This is a genomic window from Bradyrhizobium oligotrophicum S58, assembly GCF_000344805.1.
Classification (GTDB): domain Bacteria; phylum Pseudomonadota; class Alphaproteobacteria; order Rhizobiales; family Xanthobacteraceae; genus Bradyrhizobium; species Bradyrhizobium oligotrophicum.
This window is the reverse complement of sequence record NC_020453.1, coordinates 301399-322961: the sequence shown is the minus strand read 5'-3', so window position 1 is coordinate 322961 and position 21563 is coordinate 301399. Positions and strand designations below refer to the sequence as shown.

The following is a 21563-nucleotide window of genomic DNA, read 5'->3' as shown; positions in this document are numbered from 1 at the left end:
GGGTTGGGGTGGGGGGTGCCACGGGCGAGACTTTTTGTGGGGCTACCCCCACCCCCGACCCCTCCTCGCAAGGGGGAGGGGGGCGCACCGCGGGTGCGGCAGGAGCTTGCCACATCACACCCGAGGTCCATCCAGCCGCTTCGTGCGGAATGAGAAAGCGATTCCATCACCGCTCAAAACCCCGCGCGCGTATTCGCGAACTTGCCCGGCACGCTGGCGTTCGCATCCAGCAGCCAGCGGGCGCGCGGCGCGGCGTCCATGCCGTCGACCATGCCGAGGGCGAGGCGCTCCAGGCCGGCCCATGCGATCATCGCGCCATTGTCGGTGCACAGCGCCGGCGGCGGCATGATCAGCCGGGTGCCGGCGTTCTTCGCCACGTCATCGAGCGCACCGCGGATCGCCTGGTTGGCGGCGACGCCGCCGGCGGCGACCAGCGCGGTCGGGGCGCCGAAGCGCTGCTTGAACAGATCGAGGCCGACACGAAGACGATCCGCAGTCGAATCCAGCACCGCCGCCTGGAAGCTGGCGCAGAGATCGGCGACGTCCTGCTCGCTGATGCCGTCGAGCCGGGCGATCTCGTTGCGCACGGCCGTCTTCAGGCCGGACAGCGAGAAATTGGCATCGGCTCGCCCCTGCATCGGGCGCGGGAAGGCGAAACGCGCCGCGTCGCCGCTGCGTGCGGCCTGCTCAACCTGCGGGCCGCCCGGATAGGGCAGGCCCAGCATCTTGGCGACCTTGTCGAACGCCTCGCCCATGGCGTCGTCGACGGTGGTGCCGAGCCGGATGTAGTCGCCGACGCCGGCGACGGCGACGATCTGGGTGTGGCCGCCGGAGGCCAGGAACAGGCAATAGGGGAAGTCGATTGCATCGGTGAGGCGCGGCGTTAGCGCATGCGCCTCGAGATGGTTGACCGCGATCAGCGGGGTGTCGTGCACCATCGCGATCGCCTTCGCCGTGGTGAGGCCGACGATGACGCCGCCGATCAGGCCGGGACCCGCTGCCGCCGCCACACCGCTGAGCTCGGCGTAGTCGATGCCGGCTTCGCGCATCGCGGCGTCGATGAGATGATCGAGCATGTCGACATGGGCGCGCGCGGCGATCTCGGGAACCACGCCGCCATAGACGGCGTGCTCGTCGGTCTGCGAGCGCACCACGTTGGCGAGGATCGTCCCCTTGCCGTCCGAATCACGGGAGACCACGGCCGCGGCGGTCTCGTCGCAGGTGGTCTCGATGCCGAGCACCAGCGTTGTCGAATCGTTACCCAATCTCAACCCTTTTGGTCATTATGAGTGCGCAGAACCGCCTAACACCACGAGGTCGCCAGGTGCAATCGTCCGTCCGTTGCAGCCCGGCCGATCCGTATTCGACGGGAGCATAGCACATGGCCGTGCTGGTGACCCGTCCCGCTCCCGACAATGAACGCACCGCCGGCGCTCTCCGTGCGCGCGGCTTCGACGTGCTGCTGGCGCCGATGCTGCGCTTCGAACCGGTCGCGCTGCCGGCGGACGCAGGCCGCGACGCTGCAGCCGTCATCGTCACGTCATCGAACGCGTTGCGCGCGGCGGCGCCGCAGCTCGCCGGCTCACCATTGTTGCAACGACCGCTGTTTGCGGTCGGCGGCGCCACCGCAGACGCGGCGCGCGCGGCTGGTTTCACAAATGTGATGTCGGCCGATGGCGGCGCCGACGCGTTGCGCGCACTGGTGGCGGAGCGGGTGACGACCGGGCTCACCGGTGCACGCACGACCCTGCTCTATCTCGCCGGTGCCGACATCTCGCGCGATCTTGCCTCCGAGCTCGCCGAGCGCGGCTTCGACGTGGTCACGCAGACCGTCTACCGCATGGCGCAGGTGACGGCACTGCCGCGCGAGGCCTGCGACGCATTCGCGGCGAACGGGATCGAAGCGGTGCTGCATTATTCGCGGCGAAGTGCCGCGGCGTTCGTGTCGGCGATCAGGGCTGACGGCGTCGAAATCTCGGCGCTGGCGGTGCCGCATTGCTGCCTGTCGGCCAATGTCGCCGAGGTGCTGCGGGAGGCCGGCGCGACGCAGGTCACGATCTCAGCGCATCCGGATGAAAAAGACATGCTGGAGGGGCTCACTCGTGCGTTGCGATCCTGAATGGCGTAAGAGGGCCTGCCCAATCCTTCCTCAGCCAGGGAACTTCCACCATGGTCGATGATACCGACACCGCCGCACCGGGCTCCGAGACCGGGCGGCCGAAACGGCCGCCGCCGACCATCGACCTCGCGCCGACCTCACGCGAGGAGCGCCCCGCCGCTGCCGAGAGCGCGGCAGACCGGCCGAGCGCATCGCCGTGGTCCGCCCCGGCCGAGGCGATCGCCGAAGGGTCCTCCGACGCCGCCGCCGACACGCATCCGCATGGGGAGCCGGAGCCGACTCCCGAGGTCGAGGAGACCATCGCCGCGGCTGCGCCGCCGCGCCTGGATCCGCCACCCCGGCCGCGGCCGGTGTCGCCCTGGATCATCGCGCCGTTCTCCGGCGCGGCTGCGGCCGCGCTGGTGATCGGCGTCGGCTGGATGCTGGGTTGGCCGCCCGTGCAGCCGCCATCGGCGGTTTCGCCCCAGGCCACGGCGATGGACGAGCTCACCACGCGCGTCGCCGCCCTTGAGCAGCGCGTCGGCAAGCCGGACACGGCCATGGCCGGCCGCGTCGACGCGGTCGACAAGGCGCTGGCGGCCGTGCGCGGCGACATCGCCGCCTTGCGCAGCCAGAACGACAAGACGGTCGCGGCCCTCAACGACGTCAAGGCGCAGCCGCGTGACGGCTCGGCGCCGCTGCCCGCACCTGCGACGGTCGATCTGTCCGGCCTCACTGCGCGCATTGATGCGCTGGAGCGAGCGAGCCGGAGCCAAAGCGCGGCGCTGGAGAGCCAGAAGATCGCCGATGCCAAGCCGGCCGACGACGCACCGCTGCGCCGCGTGGTCGCGGCCACGCTGCTCGACGTCGCCGTCCGTCACGGCGATCCCTACGCCGCCGCGCTCTCGACCGCGAAGTCGCTGGCACCCGATGCGGCCGCACTGAAGCCGCTGGACACGTTCGCTGCGACCGGCGTGCCGAGCCCGGCCGCGCTCAGCCGCGACCTGCTCACGATCGTGCCCAGGCTGACGCCGCCCCCGCCCGAGGGCACCACCGGGACCTCGATCGTCGACAAGCTCTCGGCCGGCGCCGCCCGCCTGGTCAAGGTCGAGCGCACCGACCGCACCGGCACCGACCGCGGCGCCGTGGTGGCGCGGGTCACCGCAGCGGCGCTGCGCAATGATTCGGCCGAGGCGCGGCGCGAGCTGAAGGGGCTTTCGCCCGAAGACAGCGCCCCCGCCAAGGACTGGCTCGAAAAGGCCGACGCCCGCGACGCCGCGCTGGCCGCCGCCCGCAAATTTGCCGACGACGCGATGACCGCGCTCGCCAAACCCGCGCAATAGGACGCCCATGTTCCGGATCGTCATTTTCCTCATCCTGGTCGGACTCGCTGCTGCGGGCTCGGCCTGGGTCGCCGAGCAGACCGGCGACGTCGTCTTGAACTGGGGCCCCTGGCGCATCGCGATGACGCTGCCGGTGTTCGTGCTGGCCCTCGGCCTCACCATCGCCGCCTGCGTGCTGGTGTGGAACCTGATCAGCGCGCTGCTGCGGGCTCCCGGCCGCATCCGCAGAGGTCACCGCGCCCGCCGCCACCAGCGCGGGCGGCACGCCATCACCCATGGCCTGCTCGCGATCGGCCACGGCGATTCGACCGCGGCGCGCCAGCATGCCGACACGGCGAAGCGGCTCGCCGGCGACGATCCGCTGACCTTGCTGCTGCACGCCCAGGCGGCGCAGCTCGAAGGCGACCGCGACGGCGCCCGACGCGCGTTCCGCGCCATGGCCGAGCGTCACGACACCCGCCTGCTCGGCCTGCGCGGCCTGTTCATCGAGGCGCAGCGCGCCGACGACGCCTACGCCGCGGTGATGATCGCCGACGAGGCGCTCAGGCTCGCGCCCAACGCCACCTGGGCCTCGCATGCCGTGCTCGGCTTCCGCTGCGCGCAGGCCGACTGGAACGGCGCGCTGGCGATCCTCGACGGCAACTACACCGCCGGCATGATCGACAAGCCGGCTTACCGCCGCCAGCGCGGCGTGCTGCTGACCGCGCGCGCCATTGCGCTCGAGACCGAGAACCGCGACCTCGCGCGGTCCAGCGCGATGGAGGCGGTGAAGCTGGCGCCGACCTTGGTGCCCGCCGCGGTGCTGGCGGCCAAGTTCGAGAGCGAGGCGCACCAGGTGCGGCGCGCGATGAAGATCATCGAGGCCGCCTGGGCCGCCTGCCCCCACCCGGACCTCGCCGACGCCTACGCCCATGTGCGGCTCGGCGATTCGGCAACGCAGCGGCTGTCGCGGATCGAGAACCTGGCGGCGCGCACGCCGGGGCACGTCGAAGGCGCGCTCGCATTGGCGCGCGCGGCGATCGATGCCGCCGAGTACGCCCGGGCCCGCGCGGCGCTGGCGCCGTTCACCGACGATCCGACCCAGCGCGTGGCGATGCTGATGGCCGAGCTGGAGCGCACCGAGCATGGCGACGCCGGCAAGGCGCGCGAATGGACCCTGCGCGCGGTGCGTGCCCGCCACGACCCCGCCTGGACCGCGGACGGCTATGTCAGCGACCATTGGCGGCCGATCTCGCCGGTCACCGGGCGGCTCGACGCGTTCCAATGGCAGACGCCGGTGGCGAGCCTGCCCTCGGAGCGCAACAGCGTGATCGAAAGCTCGGAATTCGCCGAGGCCGTGCTGGCGCCGCCGGGCCGCCCGGCCATTCCCGACGGTCTGGTCGAGCCGCCGCGTGAGGTCGCGGCCGCGCCGGTGGTAATCGCGCCGACCCTGCAGGACAACGTTCCGCAACGGCCCGCCGAGGCCACGACACCCGAGCCGACGCTCGACAAGGCTGTCGAAGATCCCGTGGACAACCCTGTCGACAGGCCGGTGGATATCCCTGTTGAGAAGGTTGGGGATAGCCGGTTGGTCGAGACGACCAACGGGTTGATCGAGGTGACGGCCGTCACCCCCAGCCCGCCCGCCGCCGAGCCGGCGCCGCCGTTGCAGGCGGCCGCGCCGAGCGAGGCCGAAGCGGACGCTGACCCGGTCGAGGAGATCGACACGGTGGCCGTGACTGCCAAGCCGGCCGAAACCGCCGCCACCGCACCGACACCGCTGTTCCGGAACCGCACCGATCTGGCCAAGCCGCCGGAGACGCCGATCCAGGCGATCGTCCCGATCATGCGGCCGCCGGACGATCCTGGTGTCGACGACGAGGACCAGCCGCGCGACGAGTTCGCCGAGCAGATCGCGCCCAAGGCCCAGGCCGGCGGCTGGCGCGGGTTCTGGCAGCGCTTCGGCGGCTGAATGCAGCCGGCGTGGGCTTTGGGCGGCGTCCGGCCGCCCTGCCCGTCAAATCACCCGCGGCGGACGTGACCGCCCTCCGCGTTGTTCTTGCCAACGGGCCGTCCGCCCGATATCAGGAGCGCATTCGCGTCCACCGGCGTTCCGCCGGGTGGCCGCTGCTTTGGTTCGCCGCAATAGCTCAGCTGGTAGAGCACGTCATTCGTAATGACGGGGTCGGGGGTTCGAGTCCCTCTTGCGGCACCAGCCTCCCCGTAGTTTCCCGCCCGTAACCGCCCGGGTCCCCGGGTTAATAACCGGTTAACCTCGTCGCCACCATCGTGTCCCGCGAACTGCATGCGCTTGCACGCGCAGGCAGCAGGCGGCGATTCGGGCGGGTTTCCCTTTCCGCGTCACCGCGATTGTCGGCTGCGCCGAGGCGTACGCCAGCGGCTGGGCCGGTGGCGATCAGTATCCAGTTGTCATGGTCGAGATGTCTCACGCGCGGGCTGCCGTGTCCGCGTGAGCGATGCTTCGCGCCCTGAAATCGGCAGTGCGCAGCTCTTGGAAACGCAACAAGAGACAAAGGCGAACCCGCGATATGAGCACCACTGCCCTCGACAATCACACCCAGTTCCAATCCATCGTCGGCCAGATCAGGACGCTCGCCTACAAATACATCGAGGACAAGGACTTCGTCAGCGCGCAGCTCGCCTTCCAGAAGCTGCTCGAGCTCGACCCCACGGACATCAACGCCCGCTTCATCTATGCGCAGCTGATCGACGACGGCTCGCACAAGAAGCGCGCCGAGGCGCGCGACATGCTGCTGGCGATTCTCGACGAGCATCCGGAGATCTTCAACGAGCCGAGCGAAGGCAACCTGCACCTGATCCGCAACGCGGCGGTCCGCTGCAGCCATGTCGGTCCGTTCACGCGCTCGATGGAGCTGTTCCGCAAGCTCGCCCGCGCCTCCAATCTGGCCGCCGACTACTTCTCTCTCAGCGAGATCCTGACCCAGAACAACGAGTTCGAGGAGGCGGTGGCCGCGCTGGAGAAGACGATCAAGCTCGACCCCGCCTATGACAACCCGATCAACCGCGAGACGCTGGAGCTCGCGCGATCGAACGTCAAGAAAGGCAAGGCCAGGGACGTCAAGGGCCGCGCCAAGGTCGGCCGCTATCCGGAGACCAAGGACTTCCTCGGCGACCTGCAGACGCTGATCACCAACCACATCGCGGTCAACCTCGCCGCCGCGCCCAAATTCGTCGACAAGAGCACGCGCTTCTTCACGATGGGCTCGTGCTTCGCGCGCAACCTCTCCAAGAGCCTCACCGACAGCGGCTATGCCAGCCACCACATGGAGATCTCGGAGTACATCAACACGACCTTCGCCAATCGCGTGTTCGTGGACTGGCTGCGCGATGCCACGATCGATCCGGAGATCCGCGATCGCATCGTCGAGCTGCTGCCGCCCGGCTCCAGCAAGGCGAACACGCTTTCGGTCATCAGGCAGGCCAATGTCTTCATCCTGACGCTCGGCGTCGCCGCGGCGTTCTTCGACCGCGAGACCGGCGCCTTCGTGCTGCCACGGCCGAGCGCGCTGAACTCCAGGGCGCTGGCCGAGAAGTACAAGTTCCGCACCGCGAGCGTGCAGGAGAACGTCGACAACGTGCTCTATCTGATCAACTTCGTCCGCAGCATCTCACCCGGGATCAAGGTGATCGTCACGGTATCGCCGGTGCCGCTGCTGACCTCGTTCGAATATGAATCGGTGGTGCAGGCCGACTGCCTGTCGAAGAGCACGATGCGGCTGGTGGCGCACGAGGTGGTCAACAATTCGAACCTCGAGAACATCTGGTACTGGCCGTCGTTCGAGGTGTTCCGCTGGGCCGGCTCCAACGCCTCGAGCTTCTTTGCGGCCGATGACGGCGCCGCATGGCATGTCTCGGAGGACAAGGTGTCGGCGACCGTGCGCGCCTTCGTCCAGACCTTCTCGCCGGCCTGACCGCGCGTCCAACGGACGACCATGCGCAGCGGCTGCCTCAGGGCAGCCGTTTCTTCCAGAGGCGGATGATCAGGATGCCGGCCTGGGCATAGCCCGGCGGCGAGCTCTCAGGTCCGAACGGCGTCTTCGAATACAGTGAGCTGGAGATCAGGAAGCCGCCGACATAGGGCTCCGGCAAGCCCGACAGCGCCAGGAAGCAGCGGTGGGTGAGGAGGCCTTCCTCCGGCAGATTGCCCCGCACCAGCCGGCAATCACCGATGCCGGTGAACGCGATGCCGTTGAACTGGCCTTCGGTGTAGGTGCCGAGCAGGGTCGGATCCATGGCCTGGCCAATGCACACCCGCATCTCGCCGATGCTCTTGGCGTTGGTGTCGGTCATGCGGCCGTCGGCCGGACGGACGCTCACGGAGTGGATCGAGAGCTGATCCTCCAGCGCCGGCGCGAAGCCCGTCTTGGTCGGCGCGCAGAAATCCGACGGGACGACGCGGCCATGGCGCACGGAGCGCGCCAGATAGATTTCCTCGACGTCGTTCTCACCGCCCTGTGCCCGCACCTGCCCATTGCAGGCCAGCATTCCCAGGGCGGACAGCACCATCGCAACGATCACCCGGCGCATGCGCCCATCCTTCCCCCGAAACGATCATTGTTCGTATCGGATTCGGCGAACTTTCTGAACAGCACCAACGAACAGTACATATGCATACAATCATACCTCAACCTTGGGTCGTTCCCGCAATAGGGAACACCTCGTCATGACGGTAATGTGGTAGCAGGCCGGGGCTGAGCTGAATCGCCGAGCGGCCGGCGCGGCGGTGCTGCAGTCGATCGATTGTGGGATGTCCGACGGGCTCCCCCCGAGCTCCTCTCGTCCTGAACGGAAGTCGCTGCACCCACGAAAAGGTTCTGAGAAAAATGGTGCCTGGTGCCGCCGTCGCGTGCCGGCACGTCCAGCTCAATTCAGGCTTGCAGGCCAAGCGTGACCGGGATCACACCGCAAACGCGCGGGCGCCCCTAAACCTCCCCGCAGTCAACAAGGGGAGCTTTCATGATGCGCAAGATGATCCTGATCGGAGCGATGGCGCTCGCATCCGTCACCGCCGCACAGGCCGAGGGAACACGCAGCCTGTCACTGTCATCGAGCGACGGCGCCGCGCCGGCGCCGCGCCCGAGCTACGTCCAGCAGGCCGGCGAAGTCACGGTGACGCCGGCTCCGGTGCCGACGGTAGCCGCTCCGGTGCCGCCCGCTGCGCCGGTTGCGCAAACCGCGCCGGCCGCCGCTGCGCCGGTGGCGAACACCCCGGCCGCGGCACCGCCCGCCGCCAGCGCTGCGGCACCCGCGCAAGAGCCGACACCCTCGGCGCAGACATCATCGCGACGCTCGAAGTCGGCGCGCGCTGGCAAGTCCCGCGGCAAGAGCTGGACCGAAGCCCGCATCGTTCGCGAGCTGCACCGCCACGGCATCTATTGGTGAGCCCTCGGCAGCGGCCGACAACGAAAAAAGGCCGGGCGAGCGCCCGGCCTTTGCGCAACTTCGTGCAGTAAGAGGCGTCACTGCGAGATGGTCTGGATCACGCTGGAGATCGGTCGTGCGTTGGTCATCGTCGTCGGCAGCTTCGGATCCTGGCCGATCATCGCGTCATATTCCGGCAGCGTGTCGAGCGTGCCCTTCGGCCTCATCGCGACCACCTTGTAGCCGCCGGCCTTGAGCCGCCGCAGCAAGGTCGGCAGCGCCAGCGCCGTGTTCTTCTGGAAGTCGTGCATCAGGATGATGCCCTTGCCCTTCTTGTCGAGCCCGGTCATCACCGTGTTGACGACCTGATCGGCATCCTTGGAGCGGAAGTCGAAGCTGTCGACGTCGCAGGAGAACATCGCGATGTTGCGGTTGCCGAGATAGGCCACCGCCGACGGCCGATGCTGCAATTGCGGGAAGCGGAAGAACGGCGCCGGGTTGGTGCCGAGCGCGAACTTGACGGCGCTGAAGCCCTTCTCGAGCTCCTCCTTCGCCGTTTCGTCCGTCATCTTCTTGCCGTTGAGATTGGCGTGCGACCAGGTGTGCACACCGACGACGTGCCCGGCCGCCAGCACCTGGCGCAGGATCTCCGGATGATAGGTCGCGTGCTTGCCGATCGAGAAGAAGATCCCGGTGGTGCATTCGTCGGCCAGCGCCTTCAGCACCGCCGGCGTGTTGACCGGCCACGGACCGTCATCGAAGGTCAGCACCACCTCGCGGTCGGCGAGGAAGTCGAACTGCTTGAAATGGTCGAGGCCGAAGCCGGGACCACCTGACGTGTCGACCACGACGGTGCGGGAAATGCCGAGCGCGTCCGGATTGGCGCAGGTCGATTTCGGCAGCACGGGAGCCTGGGGGGCCGCGGCCGGCCGCGCCTGCACGGTACCGGTATATTCGACCTCGTCCTTGGATGATGCCTTGGCGGCGACCCTGGCGGGCGGCGGCGGGGCGATCTCAGACGGCTTCGCCTGTGCGCTCTGCGCGGCGGCCTTGGCGGCGCTCGGCTTCGAAACCCAATACCACACACCGGTGATCGCCAGCGCCGCGACGACGGTGGCCAACAGCAAGCCTAACGCATTACGCATGGTTACTCTTCCCGAAAACGCGAGACACAGGATGGCGGACGCAACGGCCGTCCGCCCCTTCAATCAGCTTCCATTAGTGCCAACGAATCGTTAACGCGGTCCCAACAGCGATCAGATCGGCGAAGGTTTCCAGGACGATGCGCGCGCCGAACCGGGATTTCACCGGAGCGACATCTCGCCGCGCCCAATGCCCTGCTCCAGGCGCCGGCCGGGATTGAATGGCCCGATCTGGCGTGACCCGCATCACGGTTGCTAGGGAGGGATCAGGCCATGATGGGCGCATTGAACACGGGGCCCGCGATCACGCGGAGCCAATGGGAGCCAGCCATGACGAAGTCCTTCAATCTCCTGCGCAAGGCCGCGCTGACCGCCGTCGGCATCGCCGCGGTCTCGACCTTCACGTCCAGCGCGAGCTTCGCCTTCAGCGCCGAGGCGCAGCAGATGTGCACCGGCGATGCATTCCGCCTGTGCAGCAGCGAGATTCCCAACATCCCGGCGGTCACCGCCTGCATGATCAAGAACCGCTCGTCGCTGAGCTCCGGCTGCCGCACCGTGCTCGACCGCGAGGTCTCCAAGCGCGGCGGCAAGGTCGCCGAGGCCAACGACGCCAATTGAGAATGCTTCCGGCTCCTGCCTGCGCGCCCCGGCTGCGGCCGAGGCGCTTGCGAGGCCCGGTTGTGACCACTAAAAGCGCCGCCAAACCTTCAATCCCGGGAGCGAGGCGCCAGTCATGAACAAACTCTCACTGATCATCCCCTTGGTCCTGATCGCATCGACCGCCTCAGCCCAGCAGCAGCCCGGGCAGGACGCGTGCGCACGCGACGTCTCCCGCCACTGCCGCGCCGTGATGAATAACGGCGATCAGGCCGTGCTGGCCTGCCTCAAGGAGCACCGTGCCAAGCTGTCGAAGGCTTGCGAAAAGGTGCTGACCGAGCACGGGCAGTAAGGTTCGGGCCGCGGCACGGACAGCAATTCGTCGCGAACTGATGTGGCCCGCCTGGAGGCGGTCGGAAGCGTCTGACTACGCGAGACGGAACTGCTTGCGCAGGGTCTTGTCGAACAATCCGGCGGTCGCGAACCGGCGCAGCAGACTCACCATGCGCGCCGCATTGCCGGCGGTGTAGCGCCGGCGCGGGGCCTGATCGTTCACCGCCTTGATGATCACCTTCACGACGACATCCGGCAGGTCGGCCTTGGGCATGACATCCCTTAGCAGCGCCGCGACCGCCGTGCGCGGCTGATCGTATTCGGCTTTCTGCTGGTCGGGCTCCATGCCGTTCTGATCGAAAACGGTGCGGACATAGGCCGGTTCGATGACGGAAACGCGGACATTGAAGGCTCGGACCTCGTGGTCGAGCGATTCCGAATAACCCTCGATCGCATGCTTGGCGGCCGAGTAATGCGCCGAGTACGGCGCCGGGATGACGCCGAGGATGGAGCCGATGTTGAGAATGCGGCCGCCGCCTTGGCGTTTCATCACCGGCAGAACGGCATTCGTCATCCGCATGACGCCGAAAACATTGACGTCGAAGAGCGCCTGCGACTGCGGGATCGAGGACTCTTCCGCGCCGCCGAACATGCCGATGCCGGCATTGTTGACGAGGAGATCGATCTTCCCCGCCCGCGAGACGACGTCCGCGACCAGCGCGGAGACGGACGCCTCTTCAGTGACGTCACATGCCAGCATCGTGACGCCCTTGGGGCCGTCATTGGCGATTTTCCGGCTCGTTCCGAACACGGTGAATCCCGCGTGGGCAAGACCTTCGGCGGTAGCGTAGCCGATGCCGGAGGATGCCCCGGTCACGATCGCAGTTCTAACGGCGGCCATGTCTTTTCCCTCACGTAAACGTCTCGGACTCCACGCCCGAGACAGGGTTGCATTATGATCGTTTAGTGATATTATGATCGTAATGCAATAGGGATTCGGGCGAAGGCTTCATGCGATACGAAAAGGGACGAAAGGACACGTCGCGCCGCAGGATCATGGACGTTGCCGTCGAGCGCTTCCGCACGGACGGAATTGCGGGCTCGGGTCTTGCGACGATCATGAAGGATGCCGGCCTGACGAACGGCGCCTTCTATCCCCACTTCCCTTCGAAGGCCGATCTCGTCCGGGAAACGATTTCGGACGCCCTGAGCAGGCAGGCCGTATGGCTGCGCGAGGTGCTGGACGAAGGAGGGCTCGATCGCTTGATCGACATCTACCTGTCGCCTGAGCACCGGGACCATCCGGGACAGGGCTGCGCCTCCGCGGCGCTGCTGCCGGAGCTTGCGCGGCAGCCCGAAGAGACGCGCGGCATGTATGCCGAGCAGTCGCGCACCCTTGTGCTGCAGCTCGCAGAAGCACTTCCGGCGGACGTCGAAGCGCGGGAAGATGTGGCCTGCGCGATCTTTGCGACCCTGATCGGGACGCTCCAGCTGGCACGCGCAGTCGATCAGGAGACGTCGAGCCGCGTCCTGCGGAGTGGAAAGACCGCGATCCGCACCCTGGCTGGCCTTGCGCGCGCGCCAGCCTCCTCAGCCTGAATGAACACCCGAGGCGCGCCTTTTGCGCGTCCGGCTGATGTCACACGCGGCGGGCGGCATCGGCGTCGACCCAACCTGAATCCGTGCAGATCGCACGGCGAGAGCAACACCTTGCCAGACAAGCAACTCAGACCCGGAGATTCCCAGTGAAAGCCTATGTCGTCGAGAAGTACCAGAAGAAGGGCCCGCTACGCCTCGCCGAACGGCCCGATCCGCAGGTTCAGAACGCCGACGTCCTCATTCGCGTTCATGCCTCGGCCGTGAACCTGATCGACTCGAAGGTCAGGGACGGCGAGTTCAAGATCTTCCTGCCCTACCGTCCGCCCTTCGTGCTGGGTCACGACGTGGCCGGGACCGTCGTCAAGGTCGGCCCTGGTGTCAGCCGCTTCAAGGTCGGCGACGAGATCTATGCCCGGCCAAGAGATCACCGCATTGGCACCTTCGCGGAATTGATCGCCATCCACCAAGACGATGTCGCACTCAAGCCCCGCACACTGACGATGGAAGAGGCGTCGTCCGTGCCGCTGGTCGCGCTGACGGCGTGGCAGGCTCTGGTCGATGTCGCAAAGGTGAAGCCGGGCGAGAAGGTCTTCATTCAGGCAGGCTCCGGCGGCGTCGGTACGATCGCGATCCAGCTTGCCAAGCATCTGGGGGCGACGGCCGCGACGACGACTAGTGCGAAGAACGCCGCTCTCGTCAAAAGCCTCGGCGCCGATGTGGTGATCGACTACACGACCCAGGACTTCGAGAAAATTTTCTCCGGCTACGACGTCGTGCTGCACAGCCAGGATCCGAAGACGCTTGCGAAATCCCTGAACGTCCTGAAGCCGGGCGGTCGCCTCGTCTCAATTTCGGGGCCGCCCGATCCGGCCTTTGCCACGGCTCTCGGGCTGAACGCCGTTCTGAAGCTTGTTATCCGGCTGTTGAGCCGCAGCGTGCGCAAGCAGGCCAAGCGCCTCGGCGTTGATTATTCCTTCCTGTTCATGCACGCCGATGGCCGGCAACTCGAGCAGATCGCCGGGTTGATCGATAGCGGCGCGATACGCCCCGTCGTCGACAGGATATTCCCCTTCGCCCAGACGCCCGAGGCGCTAGCCTATGTCGAGACTGGCCGTGCGAAGGGCAAGGTCGTAATCAAGGTGCAGTAGCGGGTTCTTGATTGCAGCTGAGAGCAGCATCCTACAGCGGGCATACGTTGCGAAGGCTGCGCTTGCCCGCGCCATTCTAAGGCCCGCTGCGGGCACCCGTTGCAACGGCCGGCGCGTTCTCCGTGGTCCGGTCGACATCCTCCTTGGCGCGAACCGAGCCGAACGGCCGCTCCAGCATGCGGCGGATGCGCACCGGTTCGGTCCCGATGTGGAAATCGATCGCACGCTTGTGCAGCTCGCGCTCGGCGCGGGTCGAGCGGTTGCGCTGGCGCAGATAGTCGATCCAGGTCGGACAGTGATAGCGCTCGGTCCATAATTCGGGATCGGCGATGTCGCGCGCGATCGACCAGCCATAGGCGCCGTTGCGCTGGCGGCTGAGCTGCACGTCCTGCATCAGATCATGGAAGGCGCGTGCATTGTCCTCGGCGACGCGGTACTCGATCTCGACCACCAGCGGGCCCGAGCGCGGCGTCAGCTCGAGCTGCACCTCGGGATCGGCCAAGGTCTCGCCGTCCTCGTTGCGGGCGCCGATCGGCGGCATCCGCAACCACAATCCGAGCAGCGGCGAGACCATCATCAACCCGCCCGAGACCAGCAGCGCGACCTCGACGCCGGCGGCGTCGGTGAGCCGGCCCCAGCCCCAGCTGCCGATCGCAATGCCGCCGGAGATCGAGGCCTGGAATGCCGCGAGCGCGCGGCCTGCCACCCAGCGCGGCGCCGACAGCTGCACGCCGATGTTGAACAGCGCCACCGCGAGCATCCACACCGCGCCGGCGATGACGAGCGCTGCGGCCGTCAGCACCGGCTCCGTGCTGAGCCCCACCGCCGCCGTCGCGGCGCCCAGGGTGAGCGCGCAGGTGCGGATCGCGGCCTCACCTGACAGCCGCTTCCTGATCTCGCCGATGTTGAGCGCGCCGACCACCGCGCCCATGCCGAACGCACCCAGCATGATGCCGTAGGTCTGTGCGCCGCCATGCAGCAGGTCGCGCGCGACCAGCGGCATCAGCGCCGAGATCGCGCCGCCGATGATGCCGGTGACGAGCGTGCGGATCAGCACGATCCGGATCGACGGCGAATGGATGATGTAGCGCACGCCGGAGACGATGGCGCGGTTGAGCGGCTCGCGCGGCAGGCGGCTCGGCTCGATGACGCGCCGCCACAGGAACAGCGCCGCCAGCAGCGGCAGGTATAGCAGCGCATTCGCTGCGAATGCCGCGACCGCGCCGGCGGCGGCAACGACGACACCGCCGATCGCGGGTCCGAAGCTGCGGGCGATGTTGTAGCTGATGCCGTTCAGCGCCACCGCGGCGGGCAGCGTTTCCTGAGGCACCTGCTCGCTGACCGAGGACTGCCACGCCGGCCCCATCAGCGCCATGCCGCTGCCGATGACGAAGCACAGCGCCAGCAGGCGCTCCGGCGTCACCAGCCCGTACCACGCCAGCCCCGTCAGGAGGGTGGCGCCGCCGAGCGCCACCGCCAGCGCAACCAGTGCAACGATGCGCCGGTCATACATGTCGGCGATGGCGCCCGCCGGCATCGAGATGAACATCACCGGCAGCATCAAGGCGGTCTGCACCAGCGCCACCTTGTCGGCCGAGGACGTCATCTGCGTCATCGCCCAGGCCGCGCCGACGGCCTGGATCAGCAGGCCCAGATTCGACAGCAGGCTCGCCAGCCAGATGCGGCGGAACACCGCGTATCGCAGCGGCGCGGCAATGCTCTCGGCCGCGAACAGCTCACGTTTCTGCGGCGCATTCATGCGGGTCCGTCCACGTCGCCAAATTGCCTTGAATGAAGTCGCCGCGAATGAAGTCGCATTGAACTATCGCTTGATTCCGGCCGGACGTATGTGATGCCTGCGAATGTCTGCCGCTGTCCAGTGCTCCCGAGTGGCTCGCATCATGGATCGCGGCCAACGAACACAAAATGAATGACCAGGGGAGACCGCCGATGAAGCTGACGCGCCGCACCATTCTGCAGGGCGTGGGAACCTTGCCTCTGCTCACGAGCGGTCTGACCTTACCGGCGCGCGCGCAAACCGCGGGGACAGCCGTCGGCGAGATGCCGCCTGTCCTGTTCGTCCACGGCAATGGCGACCATGCGGCGCTGTGGATGACCACGCTGTGGCGGATGGAATCCAACGGCGTGCCGCGGTCGCGACTGGCCGCGCTGAATTTCACCGACCCGCTGGCGCGCAATGACGACACCGTCGCAATGCCGAACCGCTCGTCCACCGAGGATCAGCGCCGCGAGCTCTCCGAGGCGATCAAGGCGCTGAAGGAGCGAACCGGGGCGGCGCGCGTGGCGCTGGTCGGCAGCTCGCGCGGGGGCAATGCGATCCGCAACGTGGTCAAGAACGGCGGCGGCGCCGATGTCAGCCACGCCGTGCTGTGCGGCACGCCCAATCACGGCGTGTTCGACTGGGAGGACAGTCCCGGCAGCGAGTTCAACGGCCGCGGCGCGTTCCTGCGCGGATTGAATGCCGGCGACAGCGAGGTGACCGAGGGCACCGCCTTCCTGACGCTGCGCAGCGACGGCCTCGACAAATATGCCCAGGCCGATGGCCGCCTGGTCGGCAAGCCCGGTGTGCCGACCGGGATCACCGCCGAAGGGCCGGCGTTGAAGGGCGCGACCAACCTCGTGCTCGGCGCGCTGGACCATCGCGAGGTCGCGTTCCACCCGCGCGCGTTCCGCGAGATCTACAAATTCATCGCCGGCCGCGAGCCTGTGCAGATCGCGATCCAGCCCGAGCAGCAGGTGCGCATCAGCGGCCTGGTGACGGGAACGCCGGGCGGCGCCCCGACCAATCGCCCCGTCGCCGGCGCAAGCGTCGAGGTCTATCGCGTCTCGGGCGAGACCGGCGCACGCAATGGCGAGCCTGTCTATCGCGGCCAGACCGGCACCGACGGCCGCTGGGGTCCCGCGGAGGTCGATCCGACATCCTATCTCGAAATCGTGTTGACCTCGCCGGGCGCGCCGATCACGCATTTCTACCGCTCGCCGTTCCCGCGGTCGTCCGACGTCGTGCATCTGCGCGCGGCGCGGCCGCTCGGCCAGGCCGATGCCGGGGCCGGCGCGATCCTCATCATGATCAGGCCGCGCGGCTATTTCGGCCTGCCCCGCGACATCGTGCTGCTCGACGGCAGGGAACCTGCCGACATACAGAAGGGAGTACCTACGGACGCGGCGACGACATTGCGGCTGCCTGCGGGCGACGTCGGACGCAGCGTCATCGGTCTGTTCAACGAGGAACGCATCGCCGCCCGTCTTTGGCCAGCATCGGAAACTAGGGTTGCGATGATCGAGCTGACTAATTAGTTGCCGGAGTAAGATGAGACATGACAGCCATGGAGAGCGCGAGATCGCGCTTTCCCTCTCACGTTGCGGGCGGGGTGATCGAGAGACCTCCCTCGGGAGACTTCCGGCGAGATTTGCTGTTCCCCAGCCGATCCCGCCTGCAACAGTGTCGCGAGGCCGTGAATGAGTACCGCCGACGTCCACTATCTGCCTCAAGCCCGGTTGCCGCTGATCCCGCCGACACCGCCGCGCGCACCGGACAGCATGGGCGCGTTCCGCCGCGTGCTGATGATGGGCGAGAACGCGATCGCGACCTGGAGCCAGCGCGCCTATGAGGACGACATCATCCGCGGCCGCTTCTTCGGCAACTCCAGCTACATTCTCAATACGCCCGATACCATCAAGCATGTGCTGGTCGACAATTGGGAGAACTACGTCCGCACCGTCGGCGCGCTGCGCGTGCTGCGTCCGGTGCTCGGAGAGGGCCTGCTGATCGCCGAGGGCAAGGCGTGGAAGCATCAGCGACGCACCCTGGCGCCGGCCTTCACGCCCCGTGCGGTCGCAGGCCTCATCCCGCACATGGTCGCGGTGAGCGACGAGACCGTCGCCAGGCTGAAGCAGCAATGCGGGCAGCCGCTCGATCTGCGCGAGATCATGCAGCACATGACGCTCGACATCGCCGGGCGCACGATGTTCTCGTTCGAGATGGGCCGCCACGGCGCCACCCTGCGCGACTTCGTCTACGAGTATGGCGAGCGGCTGGCCAGCCCGCATTTGCTCGACATCGTGCTGCCGCTGTCCTGGCCGACGCCGCGCGACTTCGCGCGCCGACGGTTCCGCAAGCGCTGGACCGATTTCGTCGCCATGCTGATGGCCGAGCGGCGCGCAGCCGGCAAGCTGGAGGATGCGCCGCCGCGCGACCTGTTCGACCTGATGGGCGCGGCACGCGATCCGGAGACAGGCGCTGCGTTCACCGATGCGCAGCTCGCCGACGAGGTCGCGACCATGATCCTCGCCGGGCACGAGACCACTGCGACGGCGCTGTTCTGGGCGCTGTATCTGATCGCGCTCGACCCGGCCAATCAGGACAAGCTCGCGCAGGAGGCTCGCGCCGCGACCGATCCGAGCGACCCGGATCAGCTGCCGTTCACGCGCGCCGTGTTGGACGAGACCGTGCGGCTCTATCCGCCGGCCTTCCTGATCGCGCGCGCCGCCAGTGGACCGGACCGGATCGCCGCGTTCCAGGTGAAGCGCGGCGACGTCGTGCTGATCTCGCCGTGGCTGCTGCACCGGCACGAGAAGCTGTGGGAGGCACCCAACGCCTTCAAGCCCGAGCGGTTCCTGCCGGGCGCGCCGCCGCCGGAGCGCTTCGCCTATCTGCCGTTCGGCGCCGGGGCTCGGGTCTGCATCGGCGCGCATTTCGCGCTCGTGGAAGCCGTGCTGGCCCTGGCGCGCCTGGTCGGCGCGTTCAAGATCGAGCTCGTCGATCGCGTGCCAGTCATGCCGGTGGGCGTGGTGACGACCCAGCCGAGCCGGTCGCCGCTGTTCAAGATCACGCCGCGTTGAGCGGCCTAGTCTGGTATTCTGATCTATCGTTTTTATTTGATCGGAATGTCCATGAACGCCACGGCCGTGCAGTTTTCTGCCCTCCGCGAGGCCGCCGATCCACCGGTGGCCGACGCGATCGCGACCTTGATCGACCAGGGTGCCGATCACGAGCTGAACCGGATCAACGTGCTCGATTTCGCTGATCGGACCAGGCTCGACGAGGAGCGCGTGATCTCCGGCTTCATCCACGCATCGCGCGCCGGCCTGTTCGACCTGACCTGGAACGTGCTGTGCCCCGGCTGCGGCGGCGTGCTCGACGCCCACGGCACGCTGAAGTCGCTGCGGTCGGACGAATACCAATGCGGCCTGTGCGCCTGCGGCTATGAGGCGACCGTCGACCAGCAGGTCGAGGCGGCGTTCACGGTGAGCCCGCGGGTCAGAAGGATCGCGGCCCACGATCCGCATTCCCTGGGGGTCTGGGACTATTTCAAGCAGGTGTTCTGGAGCTCCGGCGTCGATTTCGACGAGGCCTCGATGGCGGCGCTGTCGAACGAAGTCGTGCTCGATACACGCGAGCTCGCCGCCGGCGATCATGTCACCGCGTCGCTGATCCTGCCGCCGCAGTTCATCATCGTGTTCGAGCCGGTGACCCACAAGGCGCATTTCATCGACGTGCAGGGCGAGCCGACCGACGAGGTGCAGCAGCTTGCCATCAAGTATGACGGGGCGCGGTCTACGGTGGAGACCACGGTGCTGCGTCCGGGCCCGCTGCAGCTCACGCTCGACAACAAGGCCGGGGTGCGCGTGCTGCCGACGATCATGGTGGCGGCGGACGCGCTGCATCACCTGATCGGGCGGCGCAAGCCGTTCCTGACCGCCAAGCGGATGCTCTCCAACCAGACCTTCCGCGACGTGTTCAAGGCCGACAATCTCAACATCGACCAGCGGCTGAAGATCACCTCGCTGACCTTCCTGTTCACCGACCTCAAGAGCTCGACCGCGCTGTACGAGCGCGTCGGCGACCTCGCGGCGTTCGACATCGTGCGCGCCCATTTCCGCGCGCTGCTCGAGATCATCAACGCCGAGAAGGGCGCGGTGGTGAAGACGATCGGCGACGCTGTGATGGCCACCTTCATCAAGCCCGAGCATGCGCTCGCCGCCGGCTTGCGGATGCGCGCGGCGATGCAGCGGCTGAATGCCGAGCGCGGCACCGAGGACCTCGTGGTCAAGATCGGCATCCATGAGGGACCGTGCCTCGCCGTGATGCTCAACGACCGCCAGGACTATTTCGGCCAGACCGTCAACATCGCCGCGCGCGTGCAGAGCCTGTCGACCGCCCAGGAGATCCACCTCACCTCGCCGGTGATCGAGAGCCCGGGGGTCGCCGACATCCTGAGGACAGCCAGGATCGCGCCGATCCAGAAACACGCGGCGCTGCGCGGCATCGCAGACCGGATGATGGTCTACGAAATACCGTAACGCTTACCGAAATGTCATGCGGCCGGCCTCGCCGTGCGCATTGCCCAGCACGGCTCGGGTTCGCATATCATAAGCATCGGCAGACCGATGCGCGGTTCCGCTTCGGCGATCAAACAACGAAGGACGACATGCTCGAAGGACTGCGCCAATTCATCGCCGACGTGGTTTCCGCGCACGAGACCCCGGCCTTCGACGACAACGGCTATCAGCTGGCGGCAACAGCGCTGCTGATCCACGTGATCTCGCTGGACGGCGAGCCGAGCGAGATCGAACGGCGCAAGCTGCACGGCCTGATCGAGCTGCGCTTCGGGCTCGATCCCGGCGGCGCGGACCGGCTGATTTCGCAGGCCATGCTGGTGGAAGGTGATGCGGTCGACCTCTATCGCTTCACCAGCGTGATCATGCGCGAGGTCGACGAGGCCGGACGCCTGCGCATCGTCGAGATGATGTGGGAGCTGGTCTATGCCGACGGCAAGGTCACGGAATTCGAGGACAACGTGGTCTGGCGGGCCTCGGAGCTGCTCGGCATCTCCACCCGCGACCGCGTTGACCTGAAGCACCGGGTGGCAACGCGGCGGTCCGCGACCCCCGCCTGAGCAGGCTGTTGGGAACCGGAGATGAACAAACTTTAATTTTGCTCTGGGCACCCCGCGTTCATGTAAACCCATGTGAATCCGAAGCTATTGCTTTCCACTCGCAGCAAGCTGCTTTTTGCGGCGGCTTGCATGTTCCCGCCTGCCTATGCTCTCGTCCGCCGCAACCGGATGATGTTTGGAATGTGATCGAAGAGCAGGGATCGTGGGTGAACGTGTCACGCTCATAACGGGTGCCTCGGCCGGAATCGGCAGCGAATTGGCGCGCGTGTTTGCCGCGAACGGGCACCGGCTCGCACTGACTGCGCGGCGCGAAGACCGGCTTGCCGCGCTGGCGCAGGAGATTGCCGCCAAGGGCAGCCCGGCGCCGCTGGTGATCCCCTGCGATCTCACCTCCCCCGACGCCGGTGCAGCCATCGAGGCCGCGTTGTCGGCCGCTGGCGTGGAGCTGGAATATCTCGTCAACAATGCCGGTTTCGGCCTGTTCGGCAAGGCCGTGCAGCTCGACCGCACCGAGCAGCTCGACATGATCGCGGTCAATGTGCGGGCCCTGACCGAGCTGTCGCTCCGCTTTTCCGACCAGCTGATCCGCAACAAGGGCGGCATCCTCAATCTGGGCTCGGTGGCCGGCTTCCTGCCGGGACCGGGCATGGCGGTCTATTACGCTTCCAAGGCCTATGTGATCTCCTTCACCGAGGCGCTGCGCAAGGAGCTGGCGCCGCATGGCGTCCGGGTCACCGTGCTGTGCCCCGGCCCGGTGCCGTCCGAATTCCAGGCGCGGGCCGGCTTCAAGCCCGGGGTCGATTCGGTGATCCTCAACGTGCCGCCCAAGGCCGTCGCCGAAGCCGGCTATCGCGGGCTGATGGCCGACAAGCGCGTCGTGCTGCCCGGGCTCGGCATCAAGATCGTGCCGTTCATGCTGCGCTGGTTCCCGCGCGGCTTCATCCTCGACGCGGTCGGGCGGCTGCAGTTGAGGCGAAACTGACGACACTGGCCCGACGCTT

19 protein-coding genes and 1 tRNA gene are annotated in these 21563 nt (G+C 67.4%); 15 read left to right on the top strand and 5 right to left on the bottom strand.

Annotation, left to right across the window (positions count from 1 at the left end; genetic code table 11):
- Window positions 1-173: 173 nt before the first annotated feature.
- Window positions 174-1241, bottom strand: coding sequence for a tRNA (adenosine(37)-N6)-threonylcarbamoyltransferase complex transferase subunit TsaD (tsaD, locus tag S58_RS01530; RefSeq protein WP_144058464.1), 1068 nt, complete (start codon window positions 1239-1241; stop codon window positions 174-176).
- Window positions 1242-1381: 140 nt separating this feature from the next.
- Here tsaD and S58_RS01525 point away from each other — a divergent pair, with 140 nt between their 5' ends.
- From S58_RS01525 to S58_RS01505, 5 genes are all read left to right on the top strand, one after another.
- On the top strand, window positions 1382-2119 hold the full coding sequence (locus S58_RS01525) for a uroporphyrinogen-III synthase (protein WP_015663459.1): 738 nt from the start codon (window positions 1382-1384) through the stop codon (window positions 2117-2119).
- A 50-nt stretch (window positions 2120-2169) separates the two neighbouring features.
- Complete coding sequence (locus S58_RS01520; protein WP_015663458.1) at window positions 2170-3441, top strand: COG4223 family protein; 1272 nt, start codon at window positions 2170-2172, stop codon at window positions 3439-3441.
- A 7-nt stretch (window positions 3442-3448) separates the two neighbouring features.
- Window positions 3449-5392: a heme biosynthesis protein HemY gene (locus S58_RS01515; protein WP_015663457.1), complete on the top strand. Its 1944-nt coding sequence runs from the start codon at window positions 3449-3451 to the stop codon at window positions 5390-5392.
- A gap of 167 nt (window positions 5393-5559) precedes the next feature.
- Window positions 5560-5635: transfer RNA gene (locus S58_RS01510), tRNA-Thr, on the top strand.
- Between the two features lie 334 nt (window positions 5636-5969).
- Window positions 5970-7373, top strand: a complete 1404-nt coding sequence (locus S58_RS01505; protein ID WP_015663456.1) for a GSCFA domain-containing protein — start codon at window positions 5970-5972, stop codon at window positions 7371-7373.
- Window positions 7374-7410: 37 nt separating this feature from the next.
- Here the strand turns inward: S58_RS01505 and S58_RS01500 are convergent, their stop codons facing one another.
- The gene (locus S58_RS01500; RefSeq protein WP_015663455.1) at window positions 7411-7989 is read right to left on the bottom strand and encodes a hypothetical protein; all 579 of its coding nucleotides are present in this window, start codon (window positions 7987-7989) and stop codon (window positions 7411-7413) included.
- Window positions 7990-8418: 429 nt separating this feature from the next.
- Here S58_RS01500 and S58_RS01495 point away from each other — a divergent pair, with 429 nt between their 5' ends.
- On the top strand, window positions 8419-8844 hold the full coding sequence (locus S58_RS01495; protein ID WP_015663454.1) for a hypothetical protein: 426 nt from the start codon (window positions 8419-8421) through the stop codon (window positions 8842-8844).
- A 77-nt stretch (window positions 8845-8921) separates the two neighbouring features.
- Here S58_RS01495 and S58_RS01490 read toward each other — a convergent pair whose 3' ends face one another.
- Window positions 8922-9968, bottom strand: coding sequence for a polysaccharide deacetylase family protein (locus S58_RS01490; protein ID WP_015663453.1), 1047 nt, complete (start codon window positions 9966-9968; stop codon window positions 8922-8924).
- A 327-nt stretch (window positions 9969-10295) separates the two neighbouring features.
- Here S58_RS01490 and S58_RS01485 point away from each other — a divergent pair, with 327 nt between their 5' ends.
- Together S58_RS01485 and S58_RS01480 are read left to right on the top strand one after the other, a co-directional pair.
- Window positions 10296-10583 (top strand): hypothetical protein, encoded by a 288-nt coding sequence (locus S58_RS01485; protein WP_042338548.1) that lies wholly within the window; start codon window positions 10296-10298, stop codon window positions 10581-10583.
- 115 nt (window positions 10584-10698) lie between these two features.
- Window positions 10699-10914, top strand: coding sequence for a hypothetical protein (locus S58_RS01480; protein ID WP_015663451.1), 216 nt, complete (start codon window positions 10699-10701; stop codon window positions 10912-10914).
- 75 nt (window positions 10915-10989) lie between these two features.
- Here S58_RS01480 and S58_RS01475 read toward each other — a convergent pair whose 3' ends face one another.
- Complete coding sequence (locus tag S58_RS01475; protein ID WP_015663450.1) at window positions 10990-11796, bottom strand: oxidoreductase; 807 nt, start codon at window positions 11794-11796, stop codon at window positions 10990-10992.
- A 110-nt stretch (window positions 11797-11906) separates the two neighbouring features.
- Here S58_RS01475 and S58_RS01470 point away from each other — a divergent pair, with 110 nt between their 5' ends.
- Both S58_RS01470 and S58_RS01465 read left to right on the top strand, forming a co-directional pair.
- Window positions 11907-12494 (top strand): TetR/AcrR family transcriptional regulator, encoded by a 588-nt coding sequence (locus S58_RS01470; protein ID WP_015663449.1) that lies wholly within the window; start codon window positions 11907-11909, stop codon window positions 12492-12494.
- Between the two features lie 146 nt (window positions 12495-12640).
- Entirely contained in the window at window positions 12641-13642 is a 1002-nt protein-coding gene (locus tag S58_RS01465; RefSeq protein ID WP_015663448.1) for an NADP-dependent oxidoreductase, read from the top strand.
- Window positions 13643-13718: 76 nt separating this feature from the next.
- Here the strand turns inward: S58_RS01465 and S58_RS01460 are convergent, their stop codons facing one another.
- Entirely contained in the window at window positions 13719-15401 is a 1683-nt protein-coding gene (locus tag S58_RS01460) for an MFS transporter (protein ID WP_015663447.1), read from the bottom strand.
- A gap of 191 nt (window positions 15402-15592) precedes the next feature.
- On the opposite strand from S58_RS01460, the gene S58_RS01455 reads away from it, so the two are divergent.
- The 5 genes from S58_RS01455 to S58_RS01435 all read left to right on the top strand — a co-directional run bounded on the left by S58_RS01455 (window position 15593) and on the right by S58_RS01435 (window position 21544).
- Window positions 15593-16960 carry a hypothetical protein gene (locus tag S58_RS01455; protein ID WP_015663446.1) on the top strand — a complete coding sequence of 456 codons (1368 nt, stop codon included), beginning with the start codon at window positions 15593-15595 and terminating at the stop codon, window positions 16958-16960.
- A gap of 162 nt (window positions 16961-17122) precedes the next feature.
- The gene (locus S58_RS01450; protein ID WP_015663445.1) at window positions 17123-18505 is read left to right on the top strand and encodes a cytochrome P450; all 1383 of its coding nucleotides are present in this window, start codon (window positions 17123-17125) and stop codon (window positions 18503-18505) included.
- A 51-nt stretch (window positions 18506-18556) separates the two neighbouring features.
- On the top strand, window positions 18557-19966 hold the full coding sequence (locus S58_RS01445) for an adenylate/guanylate cyclase domain-containing protein (RefSeq protein ID WP_015663444.1): 1410 nt from the start codon (window positions 18557-18559) through the stop codon (window positions 19964-19966).
- 128 nt (window positions 19967-20094) lie between these two features.
- Window positions 20095-20562 carry a tellurite resistance TerB family protein gene (locus tag S58_RS01440; protein WP_042340484.1) on the top strand — a complete coding sequence of 156 codons (468 nt, stop codon included), beginning with the start codon at window positions 20095-20097 and terminating at the stop codon, window positions 20560-20562.
- Between the two features lie 202 nt (window positions 20563-20764).
- The gene (locus tag S58_RS01435; protein ID WP_015663442.1) at window positions 20765-21544 is read left to right on the top strand and encodes an SDR family NAD(P)-dependent oxidoreductase; all 780 of its coding nucleotides are present in this window, start codon (window positions 20765-20767) and stop codon (window positions 21542-21544) included.
- The last annotated feature ends 19 nt before the right edge of the window (window positions 21545-21563 follow it).

Excerpts from the sequence above, each read along its gene's own strand:
- S58_RS01525 (WP_015663459.1), top strand. The coding sequence starts at position 1,382 with ATGGCCGTGCTGGTGACCCGTCCCGCTCCCGACAATGAACGCACCGCC.
- S58_RS01520 (WP_015663458.1), top strand. The coding sequence starts at position 2,170 with ATGGTCGATGATACCGACACCGCCGCACCGGGCTCCGAGACCGGGCGG.
- S58_RS01515 (WP_015663457.1), top strand. The coding sequence starts at position 3,449 with ATGTTCCGGATCGTCATTTTCCTCATCCTGGTCGGACTCGCTGCTGCG.
- S58_RS01505 (WP_015663456.1), top strand. The coding sequence starts at position 5,970 with ATGAGCACCACTGCCCTCGACAATCACACCCAGTTCCAATCCATCGTC.
- S58_RS01500 (WP_015663455.1), bottom strand. The coding sequence starts at position 7,989 with ATGCGCCGGGTGATCGTTGCGATGGTGCTGTCCGCCCTGGGAATGCTG.
- S58_RS01495 (WP_015663454.1), top strand. The coding sequence starts at position 8,419 with ATGATGCGCAAGATGATCCTGATCGGAGCGATGGCGCTCGCATCCGTC.
- S58_RS01490 (WP_015663453.1), bottom strand. The coding sequence starts at position 9,968 with ATGCGTAATGCGTTAGGCTTGCTGTTGGCCACCGTCGTCGCGGCGCTG.
- S58_RS01485 (WP_042338548.1), top strand. The coding sequence starts at position 10,296 with ATGACGAAGTCCTTCAATCTCCTGCGCAAGGCCGCGCTGACCGCCGTC.
- S58_RS01480 (WP_015663451.1), top strand. The coding sequence starts at position 10,699 with ATGAACAAACTCTCACTGATCATCCCCTTGGTCCTGATCGCATCGACC.
- S58_RS01475 (WP_015663450.1), bottom strand. The coding sequence starts at position 11,796 with ATGGCCGCCGTTAGAACTGCGATCGTGACCGGGGCATCCTCCGGCATC.
- S58_RS01470 (WP_015663449.1), top strand. The coding sequence starts at position 11,907 with ATGCGATACGAAAAGGGACGAAAGGACACGTCGCGCCGCAGGATCATG.
- S58_RS01460 (WP_015663447.1), bottom strand. The coding sequence starts at position 15,401 with ATGAATGCGCCGCAGAAACGTGAGCTGTTCGCGGCCGAGAGCATTGCC.
- S58_RS01455 (WP_015663446.1), top strand. The coding sequence starts at position 15,593 with ATGAAGCTGACGCGCCGCACCATTCTGCAGGGCGTGGGAACCTTGCCT.
- S58_RS01450 (WP_015663445.1), top strand. The coding sequence starts at position 17,123 with ATGAGTACCGCCGACGTCCACTATCTGCCTCAAGCCCGGTTGCCGCTG.
- S58_RS01445 (WP_015663444.1), top strand. The coding sequence starts at position 18,557 with ATGAACGCCACGGCCGTGCAGTTTTCTGCCCTCCGCGAGGCCGCCGAT.
- S58_RS01440 (WP_042340484.1), top strand. The coding sequence starts at position 20,095 with ATGCTCGAAGGACTGCGCCAATTCATCGCCGACGTGGTTTCCGCGCAC.